A 14100-nucleotide genomic window follows, 5' to 3' on the forward strand; every position below is an offset into this window, starting at 1 on the left:
TTCGTTTAGTTTTCTCTGTCTAAAAGTTCCTTAGTTAAAACTTTTAAATCTTTAGTATCTACAGATAAACTATCTAATATCTCAATGCTCTCTTTTGTTAGCCTTTCACATTCTTTAATGCAATATTCTAAACCATGCATTGTGATAAAGTTGCTTTTATTACTTTCTTCATCACTTAACACATTTTTTCCTAACTTTTCTGTACTACCTATAACATCTAAAATATCATCTTTTATCTGAAAAACCAACCCTAAATTTTCCCCAAACTTTTCTAATTTCCTAATATCCTCTTCTGATGCTTCCCCAAGTATAGCTCCTGACATTATTGAAACTTTAATAAGTGCTCCAGTCTTATTCATATGCATATATTTAAGTTCATCTTCACTTATTTTTTTACCTTCATTTATGATATCTACCACTTGACCACCTATCATACCCTCTGGTCCTGCTGCAGAAGCAATCTTTTCAGCTGCCACTAATGATTTTTTCCCATTTTTTAATGAAAATCTCATCATTAAATTCATAGCTTCATTTAAAAGTGTATCTCCTGCAAGTACTGCTATATTTTCACCATATACTTTATGATTAGTAGGTTTACCTCTTCTTAAATCATCATCATCCATGCAAGGTAAATCATCATGTATTAAAGAATAAGTGTGAATCATTTCAATAGCTGATGAAAATTCTAATATATCTCTCCAATTTTCCTTATACATACTATATGTTAAAAGCATTAATATAGGTCTTATTCTCTTACCTCCTATATTAATACTATAGCTTGCTGAATCATAAATAACCTTATTATAAGTTCCTTTATTACTAAAGTAATTTAGCAAAAACTCATTTATTTCTTTCTTCATTTCATTAAACTTCATTTTCTTTCACCACTTCAGCATTTTCTTTAATTGTTAAAAACTTGCCCTCTAACGCATCTAATGTCTTATATAACTTATTAACGATTTTACTTCCCTTTTCATATTCTTTCATAGCATCTTCCAAACTTAATTCATCATTTTCTAATGTAGATAAAATAGCTTCTAAATTATTTAACATATCATTATAGCTTTCTTTCTTTGCCATGATAAAACCCTCCTTTTTCTATTGGAGTAAAACTTCCTTTTACGTACCCATCTTCCATAGAAATTTTTATTTCAGTAGTTTCTTCAAAAAATTCTTTGCTCTTAACTACTTTCCCAGTTTCATCCTCTATTATAGCATAACCTTTTGCTATAATATTCAAAGGATTATGCGCATTTAATATATTATTTAATGAGAATATCTTTTCCTTGTTGCTCTTTATTTTAAATTCTATTATTTTTTCTATTTTTTCCTTTAGATTATCAATTTCTAAATATGCATTTGCAATTCTATTGCTTGGTGAATTTAAACTTAATATTTTTTCTAAGTTTTTAACATTTTGTTTTTCTTCTTTAAGTCTATCACTTATTATAAAACTCAGTTTTTCTTTATACTCACTAACTTGATTATATTGATCTTCTTCTAAAGGAGCAACTACTTCTGCCGCTTGTGAAGGAGTGGCTGCTCTAAAGTCTGCTACAAAATCTGATATAGTAAAATCAACTTCATGCCCTACAGCTGATACAATAGGTATTTCTGATTTAAAAATAGCATATGCAAGAGGCTCTTCATTAAAATTCCATAACTCCTCCATAGAACCTCCACCTCTACCAATTATAATAACATCTACACTTTTCTTTTTATTAAAATACTCTATACCTTCAATTACTGTTTTATATGCTCCCTCCCCTTGTACTAAAGCTGGATAAAGAACAATATCAACCTTTGTATTTCTTCTTCTTATAACATTAATTATATCGTGTATTGCTGCACCGGTTTCTGATGTTACTATTCCTATTCTATAAGGATTTTTAGGAAGGGTTTTTTTTAACTCATCGTCAAAATACCCCTCCCTGTTTAACTTTTCCTTTAATTTTTCAAATTTTATGTGTAGTTCTCCCAAACCCTCTTGTTCTATTCTATCACAATATATTTGAAATGTTCCATTTGCTGTATATACAGATGCTATTCCTGATACTATTACAGACATTCCTTCTTGTAATATAATATCTAAATCAAAGCTTTTACTTTTGAACATAATACAATTTACTTTACTATTCTCATCTTTTAATGAAAAATAAATATGCCCACTGGAATGATATTTTAAATTTGAAATTTCTCCTCTTACAGAAAGGTTATTTAATATAAAATCATTATCTAATATTTTTTTTATATAATTATTAACTTCTGATACAGTTAAAGTTTTAATTTTCATACTTTTCTAAAGCCTCACATACATTCTTCATTAAAAGAGTTGTTGTAAGAGCTCCAACCCCTCCTGGAACAGGAGTAACAAAAGCTGCTTTATCTATAACTTTTTCAAAATCAACATCCCCTGTGATTTTTCCTTCTACAGAATTAGTTCCTACATCAATAACTATTGCACCTTCTTTTATATAGCTATCATCTATAAACTTAGCTTTTCCTATAGCAACAATTAAAATATCTGCTCTCTTACATACTTCTTTTAAGTTTTTAGTTCTAGAATGACAAATTGTAACTGTACAATTTTCTTTAAGCATCAATGCAGCTGCTGGCTTACCTACTATATTACTTCTTCCAACAACAACTACTTCCATTCCTTCTAAATTTATATTTAAATTCTTTAATATTGTTAATACAGATTTAGGTGTACATGGCATAAATGTCTCCTCCCCCATGTACAGCTTTCCTTGATTAACAAATGTTAAACAATCTATATCTTTTTCTGGATATATGGATGATATTACTTTCTTTTCATCCATATTTTTAGGTAATGGCAACTGAAGTATTATACCATTTACACTGTTATCATTATTTAACTCTTTAATCTTTTCAATTAATTTATCTTCTTTTATATCATCATTTAAATGAATTTTTTCAAATTCTAATCCTAATGAAACTGCTACCTTTTCTTGATTATTTAAATAAAATAACGATCCTCCATCATTACCAACCAATATGGATGCAACTTTAGGTATATTCATACCATTTAACTTTCTAGTTTCTATAAAGTTTTTTATACTTTCCTTCACACCTAAAGCTATAGCCTTACCATCTATTCTATCACCCATTCCTACCCCTCCATATATATCAAAATAAATACTACTTATTATAAGCTTTTTAAAACCTTATCTAATACTCCGTTAACAAATGAACAACTCTTCTCATCTGAATATTTTTTAGTTAATTCAACTGCTTCATTTATGGCTACACTTCCTGGGACATCTTCAATAAACATCATCTCTCCCACCGCTAATCTTAATATTGTAAGATTAACCTTAGAAACTCTATCTAATTTCCAATTTACTAAGGATTGTATAACCCTTTCATCAATAGTTTCTACATTGTCAGTAACTATTTTTACAACATTCTTTATATATTCTACATCTATAGTATTTAAATCCATCTCATAATCTTCTATGAAATTTTCTATTGTTTCCTCATAACTATTTTTGCTAAGCTCCATGCTAAAAAGCAATTCCATTGCTTTTTCTCTTGATTTCTGTCTTTTCATAACTTCCTCCTAAGTATATATAATATACATTAATCTCTTTATTTGTATTATGAACTTATATTATATTAATTAAACATATGTATATTACAATATTATCTTATTTCTGTCCATAAAAATAATCTTTTACGAAGCAACTTCTACTATTATAAATAACTTTTTTAAAATTTACTATCTAATTTTTATGTAAACCTTATATTTTTTCTATTACAATGAGAAACCCTCTGTTTTACAGAGGGTTTTTTTACTATACTTCTAGCTCTTCCTGTTGTTCTTGTTTTGGAACATATATGTTTTGAACATTGACATTAACTTTATCAACCTTTAAACCAGTCATAGCTTCAACAGTCTTTTTAACATTTTCTTGAGCTGCACTTACTACATCTGGAATTTTCACACCATACTCTACTGCTACATTTAATTCAATTATAGCTTTATCCTCTTCTAATGTAACCTTTACATTCTTCCCACCAGAAGCTTTTTTACCTTTTAATATTTGTGATATGTTACTTGAAACTCCATGTGGAACTTCTACTATTCCTTGAATTTCATCTGCTGCTATTTCTGCTATAACACTTACTACTTCATCAGAAATTTTAACAATTCCTATAGTAGATTCATTGTTTACATTTTCCATATCTTAACCTCCTTAAGGTTTATTATATAAACCTACTTTTCCTTATGTTCATTATAGCAAAAGACCCTTTATATTACAATGAATTATTTCATTGATGTTATATCTACATCTGTTAATGTAGTAATATCTTCAACAACTTTCTTTATTACAGCTGAGTTTTCCTCTGATAAAACATCCTCTACCTTTACATAAACTTTTACAGTTTGATTATCATTAATCATACAAATTGCATCTTCATAACCTTTATTTCTAATTTCTGATTCAACTCTACTTTCTTGATCTTGCATTTTTGCTTTTTGAACTAAAGCATTATTTGCTACATCTTTTGATTCTTGTGATGCATTTGCATCTTCTGTAATAGCTTTCATATCATTTACATACTTTTCATCTTGTTGTTCCTTAGTTGATCTCATACTATAGAAATACTCTGTTGTACTTAAAGTTTCTTCTGTTGCTGCATCAGTCTTTGTATTATCAGTATTTTGGCTTAATACATCCTCCAAACTTGTTGGGTCGTTATAACCATTTTCATTTAGCTTCATAGATAATACTCCAACACACACTATCAAAGCCATTAGTGTAAAAATAATCCCAAATTGTTTTTTTGTCATTTTAAATTCCTCCCATTCTTTTTATATAACATATATATGCTAGCTTCCCATAGGATATACATTAACCTTTTCTAAACTTAAATTATATAAACTTGAAACAGCCTTTTGTATATCATATGTTATCTTGCTGCTCTTAGCACCTTCTGCAACAATTAGTACCCCTGTAATTTGTGGTTTATATGTCTTAGTTATAAAAGGTTCACTTGTGCTTGAATCACTTTGCATTACTACTGTTGCTCCTTCAGTTTCTTGCTTTGTTACTCTTGTTCCTCCATTAGTATCTTCCTCTTCTGTTTCTGAGGTTTGAGTGCTTGAATTTGTTGCTGGCACTTTAACTTCACTACTTTCAAAGTAAATATTAACAACTACTTCTCCTACTCCATCAATTTTAGAAAGTATTTCTTCTAATTTTTCTTTTTGTTCTGTTTCATAATCTAATAGTTCTTTAGAGGTTGTAACTCCCTCTTCACTTGAAACTTCTTGAGCTCCAATTGGTGTATTATCACCATTTCCTTTAGTTAATCCAGCATCATCTCCTATAAAATTACTTACTGCAAGCCATAAAAATATAATTACAAGTAATACTATTAAGCAATTAACAAATTTTTTATTTTGCATAAGGTTGTTAATTTCTTCATTAATTTTATTTTTATCTTTATCCATATATACCTCTCCCTCCTATCATTTATTATTTTCCCATGCTATATAATTTTATTTTTTCTGTTGGTATTTTAAAAACTTCTGATAAGTAATTCTTAATTTCTTCTTCATTCTCCACTGATCCATCATTTGATACTGCTTCTTCACTTTCTTTATTTATATCAATTTTAATGCTATCAACTATTTTTATTCCCTTATCTTTTACTCCAACTTCTAAACTATCTATACTATAAGTCATACTCTCTAAATCTATTTCACATTCAACATTTGATTTAAACTCTTTATCTGAAAACTTTTCTTTAAGTAAATTATCACAGTTACTATTTAAATTATTTTTAAATGACTCTATTTGACTTTTACTTATACTATCTTCATTTTCATTAGTTGTATCTTCATAAAACATACTTTCATAATTCTTTATAGCATTTACTAATTCTTGCTCTCCACCAGTAAAAAACTTTACTATTGGGTTTATCATTACTGAAATAAGTATTAATCCTAATACAAATTTTATATATTTTTTCATAGAATTATCTGGTGAAATTATCTCTACTGCTGTCATAAATATCATTGTAGCAACTAAGGTTATAACAAAATTATTTATATATTCCATTTTATTAACCTCCTATAACAAACTTTCCTGCAGATATCATAATTGCTATAAGAATAAAAAACATTATACTTACACTTAAAACACATGACATTATTAATACTAAAGATTCCCCTGCAGCAGCTATAGAACTTGTAATTCTCTTATCTGTTATTGGTTCTAACAAAGCTGCTGAAAGTTTAAAAATAAGTGATGATAATATTAACTTAATAATTGGATATAAAATTACTAAAATTATAACTATTAGTCCAATTGATCCAATTGCATTTTTTATAATCAATGAGTATCCAGCTACAGATGATATAGCATCGGAAAAAGATTTACCTACTATTGGTATGAAGTTATCAACTGCAAATTTAGCTGTCTTTAATGTAACTGCATCTATAGTAGAAGAAGTTATACCTCTAATAGTTAATATTCCTATAAAAATAGTAAGAATAATTCCTTGAAGCCATACAGTAGACTTCTTTATCATCCCACATAAATTAGATAATTTTGATTCTGTTGAAATATTATTTGTAAACTGTAATACAAAAGTTATTAAAATCAACGGTATTATAACGTTTATATATATTTTAGGAATTAATATGGTAGCCCCAAGTATTATTGGATCCATAGTAGCTGCTTGAGTTAAGCCTCCTGCTGCCGCTAACATAACTACTAAAACTGGTGAAACTTTATCCATAAAGTCTGTAATTTGAACAATTACATCTTTGGCCAGTGATATTGATATAATAAAAGTTTTTGATAATAATATTATTAAAATAGCATAACAGGCATAAAAGGCTACTTGCGACACTCCCTCACTTGAAAAAGACGACTGTATATTTTTAAATAATGAGCATATTATTCCTATTGCAACAATTGAAAATGCTAATGACAATACTGTTTTTACTTCTCTAAAAAACAAACTTATAACTGCATTTATAATTGTTGAAAATGATAAATTTCCTTCACCAGTTTCTATATAACTTTGTATATAACTTATTGGATCTAACTCATTAACAAGCTCTACATCACTTTTCATTGTATTAATATAATCATATAAACTATTAATCTTTGACTCTACTTCTTCATCATTAGTTATAGTTGTAAGCTCTTCTGCATAGACAATTTTATTAGGAAATATGGAAATTTCACTAAACCCTAAAATACTGATAATTGTCAAAGAGTAAATTATCTTTAAAATATAGTTTTTCATTTTCTCACCTACAATATCTGAAGAATTGAATTTAATACAGCCATTAAAATTGGAATTGCCAATCCCAATATCATAATTTTCCCTGCAAATTCAACCTTAGTGCCTATACTTCCAGCACCAGAGTCTTTACATATTTCACTACAAAAAGAAGTTATATAAGCTATTGCTAGTATTTTTAATACAATACCAATATATACAGTATCTATATTTGCTTTATTGGCAATATCTTTAATAAACTCTATTATATCTCCTAGTTGTCCTATCATATAAAGGAATATTCCTATTCCAGCTGCAAGTACTACAAGTAATCCTACATCAGACTTCTTATCTTTTAATAAAAGGAATATAAATAAAGCAGTAAAAGCAAAAAATGCAACATTAATTATCTCCATAAATCTCACCTAAAAAGTAAACATAGTTTTTACAGTATCAAAAAGATTTGATATCATTCCAATAATAGTAATTAAAATAATAACCATCCCTGCTAAATTAGCTAATACTGCAAATTCCTTTTTCCCATTCCCCTCTAGCACTTTTTCAATGACCATAAGTAAAACTCCCATTGCTCCAATTTTAAATAACAAACTTACATCAAACATAATAAATCATATTCCCCCCTTAGATAAAAAATACTGCTAGCATCGCACCAATAGACAACCCTAACGTCCTATATAACTTAATATTTTCTTTTTCGAACTTTCTTGCTTCTTTATAATTTATATCTATATTATCTAATGCCAATTTAAATATCTTATCTTGTCCTGTTACTCCTGATGAACCTAGTGTTTTAAAAAAATCACTTATAATTTTATTATCATCTGATGTTAAATTTATCTTTTCCCTTGATTTTATATAAGCATTTTCAAAACTTTCATATATACTTACTGTATAACCATTTTCCAATGCAAGTGCCATATCACTAAATATCTCAGAAACTGGCTCTAAAACTTTTTTACTAATTTCTAATAAAGCATCTGGCAATGGAGTATTAGCATATATAATTTCATTATTTAATAATAATAGTGCTTTTTGAAACTCCTTTAAATGTATGCTTCTTCTTTTGTAATTCTCCCCTAAAAAGAAACCTATAAATGTACAGATTAGAAACATTAAAAAAATCATTATACTTCTAAACATTGTAATCCCTTCCCTCTACTTACCTTATAAACTTTTTCTATAGTTCCAGCCCCCCTTCGATTGCTTAATAATATGATTCTTTCCAATACGCAACTATCTATTAGTTCCTTAAAAACCTTTCTATTATAAATATCATTTATATCATAACCATGTACTGTAACTATAATATTAACTCCAGAATTAAAAGCCATATTTAGTGCTTCTAAATCACCTTCTGTTCCTATCTCATCACATATTAATACTTCTGGAGAAAGACTTCTTATAGCCATAATCATTCCTGATTTTTTTAAACAATTATCCAAAATATCAGTTCTTATACCTACATTCATTTGAGGAATTCCATTATAACAAGCTGCAATTTCACTTCTTTCATCTACAATTGTTACTTTCTTTCCCTTTAAATTTATTTGATACATTCCATTAGATAAATTCTTAGCTATATCTCTTAATATAGTTGTTTTCCCACATTTAGGTGGAGATACTATTAAAGTGTTATATACTCTATCATTTTCTGTAATTAATCTCATAACTTTATTAGAAGCTCCTATAACTTCTTTACATATTCTTATGTTTAATGAGGAAATATTTTTTATAGTTCTAACTTCACCTTTTGACATTACACATTCCCCAGCTAGTCCAACTCTATGTCCTCCCTTTAATGTAATATAACCTTGCTTAATTTCTTCTTCAAAGGCATATAATGAATAGTTTGAAATTTTAGTTATTAAGTACCTTAAATCCTCCCTTGTAGGAGTATAATCTAATACCTTTTCCTCAAATGATAAATTTAATATTATCGGTTTTCCAACCTTAATTCTTATTTCTTGTATTTTATCTTCCATTAAAAACTGTTTAATACCATTTCCTATTACTTCTGGAAGTATTTTGTAAATCTCATCATAATTCATATAATCACTTCCTTATTTCCCTTTCTCTTTAATTTTTATTTCACATAATAGCTAATTATTCATACTATAAAAAAATATGTAAATTATTTATTTAAAAACATATGTAAAATAAATACCTATAATAATATATTTATCTCATCACATATAAATTCCTTAAATTTAATGAAAAAACATAGGCTATTGCAATTACTTTGCAATAGCCTATGTTTTTTAAACTAAGTAAGTTTTAATAAATATATACTATGTATTATTTGTTAGCTATACCGCCACAAAATGGACAAGGAATATTATTGTTGTTATTTAATGCTTGTTGTTCTACAAATAAAGGTTTATTACACTTTTCACATTTGATTTCAACATATTCATCTTCTAATTCACTTAAATCATCAAATGATACTTCTTCAAATAGTTCATCTTGTATATCTGTTAAATCATTATCTATATATTCCATATTTTCTTCTAAATATTCTTGTCTTATATTTAAATCCTCAACCTTTGAAGATAAGTCTAATAATATATCACTTATAGAATTAAATATATTATTATATTTTTCATCTTGTATATCATTTATCATATTTTTCAGTTGATCTATTTTAGTATATATTTCTCTCATACTTTCACTTCCTTTGAAGAAATTATTATATATATAATTATACCCTTATTTTCTCATCTTTAAAAGAAAAATCGGACATGTTTATATAAGTTGAAAGAACTAAATTAAATATTTAGATTCACTATATTAAACACACTATTCATATTTACTCTTAGGTATAACTTGAATAGCTAAATCAAAGATTTATATCCTCTATAAAAAAACAAATGCTAAGTTAAAAACCTAGCATTTACTTTAAGATTAAACTCTTTCCATGTATTCACCAGTTCTAGTGTCAACTCTTATAGTATCACCTTCGTTAACAAACATAGGTACGTTAACAACTGCTCCAGTTTCTAATGTAGCTGGTTTCATAGCGTTTGTAGCTGTGTTTCCTTTTACTCCTGGGTCAGCTTGAGTTATTAATAACTCAACAAAGTTTGGTGCTTCAACTGAGAATGCATCACCTTTGTAGAACTTAATTACTGCAAACATGTTTTCTTTTATAAACTTTATAGCATCTTCAACTTTTTCATAGTTTAGTGGAATTTGCTCGTAAGTTTCTTGATCCATGAAGTAGTATAATTCTCCATCAGAATAAAGATATTGCATTTCTTTTCTTTCAATTACTGCTTCTTGTAATTTTGTAGTTGGGTTGAAAGTTGTATCTGTAACCCCACCTGAAATAACATTTCTAAGCTTAGTTCTAACGAAAGCAGCACCTTTACCAGGTTTAACGTGTAAGAAGTCTATTACTGTATACACTTGTCCGTCGTACTCAAAAGTTGTACCTTTTCTTAAATCACCTGCTGATATCATAAAAAATTCCCTCCAAATCACTTGAATTCATAGTTATTATGACCTTTATTTTTAATAAATAATCATAATCCCCTTTGTCGTTTAATGACACAACAAAAACATTCTATCAAAATTACTAAAGAAATGCAATTATTTCATTAATAACATAAAAAAATTTAATAAATTTATCTATATAGCTCCAATATTACAGTTAAAATACTATCTTTTCCACTAATATCATAATTGTATATTTCAAATTCTTCTAATTTATTAATTATTTCTTCTATTTTTTTATTATTGCCATTTATCATTATTTTAACATACCATTTTTCTCCCAAGTCTTCAACTTCTAATATTTCAATACTTTTGTCTATATTTAAATCATTACTTATCTCATAAAATGTTAATTTCGATGGCATAGTATAATTTATTTCTTCAATGTCTTGAATCTTATTTTCTATTCTAAAATAATAAAACATAATTATAATTTGAATAATAGTTATAATTATTAATATTGCTTGCTTACATTCCCCTAATTTTATTTTTAGATTACTCAATATATTACTTTCACCACCTTTGTATCATCATGAGTAGTGACTTTTTTTATCTGAGCACCTAACTTTTCTACTTTATTAATATCTTTATTTTTTTCATATGTTATTTCAGCAACATTATCTATAACCTTAAACTCAATACTATCTTCATCATATAAATTTAGCCACTTAAATATTTCTTCTTTTTCAATATACATTTGTTTGGGTTTGAAATCATACTCATTATCCTCACTTCTCTTGGATATATTTTCTATGTTAAATAATACTAAAATTATATTTAATAATAATAATATTTTATATCCCCTTCTATTTTCTTTACTTTCTTTAAGTTGCTTTTTTTCAACAAATTCTTTAGGAATAAAATCTTTATACTTTAAATATTTTTTCATTTATTATTTCTCCTATTTCAAGATATATAATATGTAGCTTATATTTTATCTCTTCTGGAATTATATCCTCAACTTCTTTACTCATTACTAAAATAGATCCATTTTCTAAATCATTAAGCTCATGAGTTAAAATAAAATCATTTTTATTTTTCACAAAACTTTTAATAATAAAATTTTCCTCTATATATAATGAATATATAATTCCTCTTAACTCAATAATTATAATATAATTTCTTAGTTTTTTTATTCTACGCTCTACTAATGTCTTAATATAAAACTGAATTGGCTTTATTCTAAGAACTTTCGCCTCATTAATTATATTTTTAACCCTTTTTCCATTTCCCATTGAATATAAGTATAAATTTTTTCTCTTCTTATCATGTTCATAATGAATTAAAATATCATTTTCATCACCAAATTCTTCTCTTACTATTTTTTCAACAATAGCTTCTTTAGCTTTTTTTATATTTTCAAACTTTTTAATAAGTATATTTTCTTCAAATATAAATAAATCCATTTCTTTTTTAACAACACTTTTTATGGCAATCTCGTCATATAGTTTATTTTTAAATATAAAATCATCCTTAGTAGAAACTATAATATCTTTCATATAAATTCTCCTCTTATATCATATAAAACATTTTATATAACTTAGGTCTAAATACAATTTCTACTTCTTCTTTATCATCTTCAATGAATACTACATCAATTTCTCTTATGCTTTCAGTTTTACCAGGAAATGTTTCCTTTAAATACAATTTACCTTCACATATAACAAACTTTAATTTTTCATTTTCACTAAAACTATATTCATAATTAATACTTAAATCATCTTTATAGGAATTAATTAAAACAAACATTTCTTCATCATTTTTAATTAAATCCTCTACTTCATTTAATAGGTCATATTCCAAATCATTTAAATAAAAAATATCTTCTTTTATTTCATAAAGATCAAATTTATTTAAATTGGCAATTATAGTTTTAGAGTTATAAACTATTAATACAATTAAAATATTTAATAGCATTAATACTTCTAGCATTACTACCCCTTGTTTTTTCTTCATATACACCTTCCTCTTACCTTATTTTCTTTATTTTCTTTATTTTCTATATAATAATAAATTAAATTCTTCTTTCTTTTTACTTGAAAGTCGTAAACTTTATCTAATATGGTATTATTTCCAACTGTCAATATACCCCCATCATAATTTAAAGTCCTAACCATTAACTTGTCATTCTGTAAGTAAATTATTTTAATCTTTATATTTTCCTTTATATCCTTAAAAGTAATGACTATATTATTTGATTTAATATCATTAGTTGTTTTATCTATAAATACTTTATTTTCCTCTATAGAAACAATTCCATTACTATTGCATAGAGCATCTATATTTAATAGTGCATTATCAAACTTATCTTCACTATAACATCTATCAACATTAATAAAATAATTGCCTATAGTTTCATAAGAAAGTGTTATTGTTATACCTCCCAGTAAAAGTACTATAGCTAAAACTACTATTACCTCTATTAATGTATATCCACTTTTACGTTTCCTCATAATAATCCATCCATTTATATTTAACAAAACTTCTCTCTAAGCTTTCATCTTTAGATGCTAAATTTAGTTTTATTTCAACTTCTATTTTATTTTCATCTTCTGTTGGAGTTGTTTTAATTATTATTTCATCCCCTTTAGGCATTGATTCTAAATCCAAACTTGATAAATCTAATAAAAATTCATCATAATTCTCTAATTTTAAATCATCTGTATTAGTTAGATATAATATTTCTTCTAATGTCATATTATATTTTATTTCTTGCATTATACAATAAATTATTCTATTTGATTCTTCTATTTCTTCACGCCTAAATGAACTTTTTATATTTTCACCTATTAATAATGAAACTATTAAAAATACTGATAAAATAATACTAACTCCAACTATAGTCTCTATAAAAATACTTCCCTTTTTCCTCACCTTCACCTCTTACTCTCCTTCATAAATATTAACTCTATCTATTCCGGTAGAAATAGTAACTTTATATAATTTGCTATTTTCATCCATAATCCTTATTGTTCCTGATTGTATATGCCCTACTTTATTTACACTTAAACTATTATTGCTAACAAACCTAAATCCCTCTTCTAATGTTATAGTTTTTATTACTTTACTTTTTCCTGATGTATCTTTAAATATTATTTTTCCCTTACTACTATTAATTTCAATTACTCCATAACTACTATAATGTCTACAATAATATTTGCTGTAACTAATTAAATTGCTTATATCATTTATAATACTTTTTCCTTTAACTCTTCCTATTGCTTCTCTATAAGATTTTGATATATTTAATGTTGGTAGCATTAATATTGCAATTATAGCTAAAACTATAATAAGTTCTATTAATGTATATCCTCTTTTCAT

23 protein-coding genes are annotated in these 14100 nt (G+C 26.2%); all 23 read right to left on the reverse strand.

Annotated features, from left to right (window positions below; all coding sequences use genetic code 11):
- Nucleotides 1-5: 5 nt before the first annotated feature.
- The 23 genes from Q0Y03_RS07655 to Q0Y03_RS07765 all read right to left on the reverse strand — a co-directional run bounded on the left by Q0Y03_RS07655 (nt 6) and on the right by Q0Y03_RS07765 (nt 14100).
- Nucleotides 6-875: a polyprenyl synthetase family protein gene (locus Q0Y03_RS07655; protein WP_297713249.1), complete on the reverse strand. Its 870-nt coding sequence runs from the start codon at nt 873-875 to the stop codon at nt 6-8.
- Nucleotides 865-1080: an exodeoxyribonuclease VII small subunit gene (gene xseB / locus Q0Y03_RS07660; protein ID WP_291676322.1), complete on the reverse strand. Its 216-nt coding sequence runs from the start codon at nt 1078-1080 to the stop codon at nt 865-867. Before xseB ends, Q0Y03_RS07655 begins: the two co-directional genes overlap by 11 nt.
- Nucleotides 1058-2293, reverse strand: a complete 1236-nt coding sequence (xseA, locus tag Q0Y03_RS07665; RefSeq protein ID WP_297713250.1) for an exodeoxyribonuclease VII large subunit — start codon at nt 2291-2293, stop codon at nt 1058-1060. Before xseA ends, xseB begins: the two co-directional genes overlap by 23 nt.
- Entirely contained in the window at nt 2283-3131 is an 849-nt protein-coding gene (locus tag Q0Y03_RS07670) for a tetrahydrofolate dehydrogenase/cyclohydrolase catalytic domain-containing protein (RefSeq protein WP_297713251.1), read from the reverse strand. The genes xseA and Q0Y03_RS07670 overlap by 11 nt, the downstream gene beginning before the upstream one ends.
- Before the next feature lie 38 nt (nt 3132-3169).
- Nucleotides 3170-3574 (reverse strand): transcription antitermination factor NusB, encoded by a 405-nt coding sequence (nusB, locus tag Q0Y03_RS07675; RefSeq protein WP_297713252.1) that lies wholly within the window; start codon nt 3572-3574, stop codon nt 3170-3172.
- Between the two features lie 244 nt (nt 3575-3818).
- A complete protein-coding gene (locus Q0Y03_RS07680) occupies nt 3819-4208 on the reverse strand; it encodes an Asp23/Gls24 family envelope stress response protein (RefSeq protein ID WP_297713253.1) in 390 nt (129 codons plus the stop codon).
- A gap of 83 nt (nt 4209-4291) precedes the next feature.
- On the reverse strand, nt 4292-4819 hold the full coding sequence (locus Q0Y03_RS07685) for a SpoIIIAH-like family protein (protein ID WP_297713254.1): 528 nt from the start codon (nt 4817-4819) through the stop codon (nt 4292-4294).
- A gap of 39 nt (nt 4820-4858) precedes the next feature.
- Nucleotides 4859-5482, reverse strand: a complete 624-nt coding sequence (gene spoIIIAG, locus Q0Y03_RS07690; protein ID WP_297713255.1) for a stage III sporulation protein AG — start codon at nt 5480-5482, stop codon at nt 4859-4861.
- Nucleotides 5483-5507: 25 nt separating this feature from the next.
- Nucleotides 5508-6092: a stage III sporulation protein AF gene (spoIIIAF, locus tag Q0Y03_RS07695; RefSeq protein WP_297713256.1), complete on the reverse strand. Its 585-nt coding sequence runs from the start codon at nt 6090-6092 to the stop codon at nt 5508-5510.
- Between the two features lie 4 nt (nt 6093-6096).
- The gene (spoIIIAE, locus tag Q0Y03_RS07700; protein ID WP_297713257.1) at nt 6097-7290 is read right to left on the reverse strand and encodes a stage III sporulation protein AE; all 1194 of its coding nucleotides are present in this window, start codon (nt 7288-7290) and stop codon (nt 6097-6099) included.
- Nucleotides 7291-7298: 8 nt separating this feature from the next.
- On the reverse strand, nt 7299-7682 hold the full coding sequence (gene spoIIIAD, locus Q0Y03_RS07705; RefSeq protein ID WP_297713258.1) for a stage III sporulation protein AD: 384 nt from the start codon (nt 7680-7682) through the stop codon (nt 7299-7301).
- A gap of 9 nt (nt 7683-7691) precedes the next feature.
- On the reverse strand, nt 7692-7889 hold the full coding sequence (gene spoIIIAC, locus Q0Y03_RS07710; RefSeq protein WP_133016750.1) for a stage III sporulation protein AC: 198 nt from the start codon (nt 7887-7889) through the stop codon (nt 7692-7694).
- 19 nt (nt 7890-7908) lie between these two features.
- A complete protein-coding gene (spoIIIAB, locus tag Q0Y03_RS07715; RefSeq protein ID WP_297713259.1) occupies nt 7909-8427 on the reverse strand; it encodes a stage III sporulation protein SpoIIIAB in 519 nt (172 codons plus the stop codon).
- The gene (spoIIIAA, locus tag Q0Y03_RS07720; protein ID WP_297713260.1) at nt 8412-9335 is read right to left on the reverse strand and encodes a stage III sporulation protein AA; all 924 of its coding nucleotides are present in this window, start codon (nt 9333-9335) and stop codon (nt 8412-8414) included. Before spoIIIAA ends, spoIIIAB begins: the two co-directional genes overlap by 16 nt.
- A gap of 247 nt (nt 9336-9582) precedes the next feature.
- The gene (locus Q0Y03_RS07725; RefSeq protein WP_297713261.1) at nt 9583-9948 is read right to left on the reverse strand and encodes a CD1247 N-terminal domain-containing protein; all 366 of its coding nucleotides are present in this window, start codon (nt 9946-9948) and stop codon (nt 9583-9585) included.
- A 240-nt stretch (nt 9949-10188) separates the two neighbouring features.
- Nucleotides 10189-10746, reverse strand: a complete 558-nt coding sequence (gene efp, locus Q0Y03_RS07730; RefSeq protein WP_133016754.1) for an elongation factor P — start codon at nt 10744-10746, stop codon at nt 10189-10191.
- Between the two features lie 164 nt (nt 10747-10910).
- Complete coding sequence (locus Q0Y03_RS07735) at nt 10911-11282, reverse strand: hypothetical protein (RefSeq protein WP_297713262.1); 372 nt, start codon at nt 11280-11282, stop codon at nt 10911-10913.
- Complete coding sequence (locus tag Q0Y03_RS07740; RefSeq protein WP_297713263.1) at nt 11279-11668, reverse strand: hypothetical protein; 390 nt, start codon at nt 11666-11668, stop codon at nt 11279-11281. The genes Q0Y03_RS07735 and Q0Y03_RS07740 overlap by 4 nt, the downstream gene beginning before the upstream one ends.
- On the reverse strand, nt 11646-12278 hold the full coding sequence (locus Q0Y03_RS07745; RefSeq protein ID WP_297713264.1) for a hypothetical protein: 633 nt from the start codon (nt 12276-12278) through the stop codon (nt 11646-11648). Before Q0Y03_RS07745 ends, Q0Y03_RS07740 begins: the two co-directional genes overlap by 23 nt.
- A gap of 13 nt (nt 12279-12291) precedes the next feature.
- Entirely contained in the window at nt 12292-12735 is a 444-nt protein-coding gene (locus Q0Y03_RS07750; RefSeq protein WP_297713265.1) for a hypothetical protein, read from the reverse strand.
- Nucleotides 12732-13232 carry a type II secretion system protein gene (locus Q0Y03_RS07755; protein ID WP_297713266.1) on the reverse strand — a complete coding sequence of 167 codons (501 nt, stop codon included), beginning with the start codon at nt 13230-13232 and terminating at the stop codon, nt 12732-12734. The genes Q0Y03_RS07750 and Q0Y03_RS07755 overlap by 4 nt, the downstream gene beginning before the upstream one ends.
- Nucleotides 13219-13659, reverse strand: coding sequence for a hypothetical protein (locus Q0Y03_RS07760; RefSeq protein WP_297713267.1), 441 nt, complete (start codon nt 13657-13659; stop codon nt 13219-13221). Before Q0Y03_RS07760 ends, Q0Y03_RS07755 begins: the two co-directional genes overlap by 14 nt.
- Before the next feature lie 3 nt (nt 13660-13662).
- On the reverse strand, nt 13663-14100 hold the full coding sequence (locus Q0Y03_RS07765) for a prepilin-type N-terminal cleavage/methylation domain-containing protein (protein ID WP_297713268.1): 438 nt from the start codon (nt 14098-14100) through the stop codon (nt 13663-13665).

The sequence above is a fragment of the Clostridium sp. genome, assembly GCF_026168755.1.
Taxonomy (GTDB): Bacteria; Bacillota; Clostridia; order Clostridiales; family Clostridiaceae; genus Clostridium.

Bases quoted from the DNA above. Each gene is read 5' to 3' on its own strand.
- xseB (WP_291676322.1), bottom strand. From the start codon at position 1,080: ATGGCAAAGAAAGAAAGCTATAATGATATGTTAAATAATTTAGAAGCT.
- Q0Y03_RS07680 (WP_297713253.1), bottom strand. From the start codon at position 4,208: ATGGAAAATGTAAACAATGAATCTACTATAGGAATTGTTAAAATTTCT.
- spoIIIAE (WP_297713257.1), bottom strand. From the start codon at position 7,290: ATGAAAAACTATATTTTAAAGATAATTTACTCTTTGACAATTATCAGT.
- Q0Y03_RS07655 (WP_297713249.1), bottom strand. From the start codon at position 875: ATGAAGTTTAATGAAATGAAGAAAGAAATAAATGAGTTTTTGCTAAAT.
- Q0Y03_RS07750 (WP_297713265.1), bottom strand. From the start codon at position 12,735: ATGAAGAAAAAACAAGGGGTAGTAATGCTAGAAGTATTAATGCTATTA.
- Q0Y03_RS07765 (WP_297713268.1), bottom strand. From the start codon at position 14,100: ATGAAAAGAGGATATACATTAATAGAACTTATTATAGTTTTAGCTATA.
- efp (WP_133016754.1), bottom strand. From the start codon at position 10,746: ATGATATCAGCAGGTGATTTAAGAAAAGGTACAACTTTTGAGTACGAC.
- spoIIIAG (WP_297713255.1), bottom strand. From the start codon at position 5,482: ATGGATAAAGATAAAAATAAAATTAATGAAGAAATTAACAACCTTATG.
- Q0Y03_RS07755 (WP_297713266.1), bottom strand. From the start codon at position 13,232: ATGAGGAAACGTAAAAGTGGATATACATTAATAGAGGTAATAGTAGTT.
- Q0Y03_RS07745 (WP_297713264.1), bottom strand. From the start codon at position 12,278: ATGAAAGATATTATAGTTTCTACTAAGGATGATTTTATATTTAAAAAT.
- spoIIIAC (WP_133016750.1), bottom strand. From the start codon at position 7,889: ATGTTTGATGTAAGTTTGTTATTTAAAATTGGAGCAATGGGAGTTTTA.
- spoIIIAA (WP_297713260.1), bottom strand. From the start codon at position 9,335: ATGAATTATGATGAGATTTACAAAATACTTCCAGAAGTAATAGGAAAT.
- xseA (WP_297713250.1), bottom strand. From the start codon at position 2,293: ATGAAAATTAAAACTTTAACTGTATCAGAAGTTAATAATTATATAAAA.
- Q0Y03_RS07725 (WP_297713261.1), bottom strand. From the start codon at position 9,948: ATGAGAGAAATATATACTAAAATAGATCAACTGAAAAATATGATAAAT.
- nusB (WP_297713252.1), bottom strand. From the start codon at position 3,574: ATGAAAAGACAGAAATCAAGAGAAAAAGCAATGGAATTGCTTTTTAGC.
- spoIIIAB (WP_297713259.1), bottom strand. From the start codon at position 8,427: ATGTTTAGAAGTATAATGATTTTTTTAATGTTTCTAATCTGTACATTT.
- spoIIIAD (WP_297713258.1), bottom strand. From the start codon at position 7,682: ATGGAGATAATTAATGTTGCATTTTTTGCTTTTACTGCTTTATTTATA.
- Q0Y03_RS07685 (WP_297713254.1), bottom strand. From the start codon at position 4,819: ATGACAAAAAAACAATTTGGGATTATTTTTACACTAATGGCTTTGATA.
- Q0Y03_RS07740 (WP_297713263.1), bottom strand. From the start codon at position 11,668: ATGAAAAAATATTTAAAGTATAAAGATTTTATTCCTAAAGAATTTGTT.
- spoIIIAF (WP_297713256.1), bottom strand. From the start codon at position 6,092: ATGGAATATATAAATAATTTTGTTATAACCTTAGTTGCTACAATGATA.
- Q0Y03_RS07670 (WP_297713251.1), bottom strand. From the start codon at position 3,131: ATGGGTGATAGAATAGATGGTAAGGCTATAGCTTTAGGTGTGAAGGAA.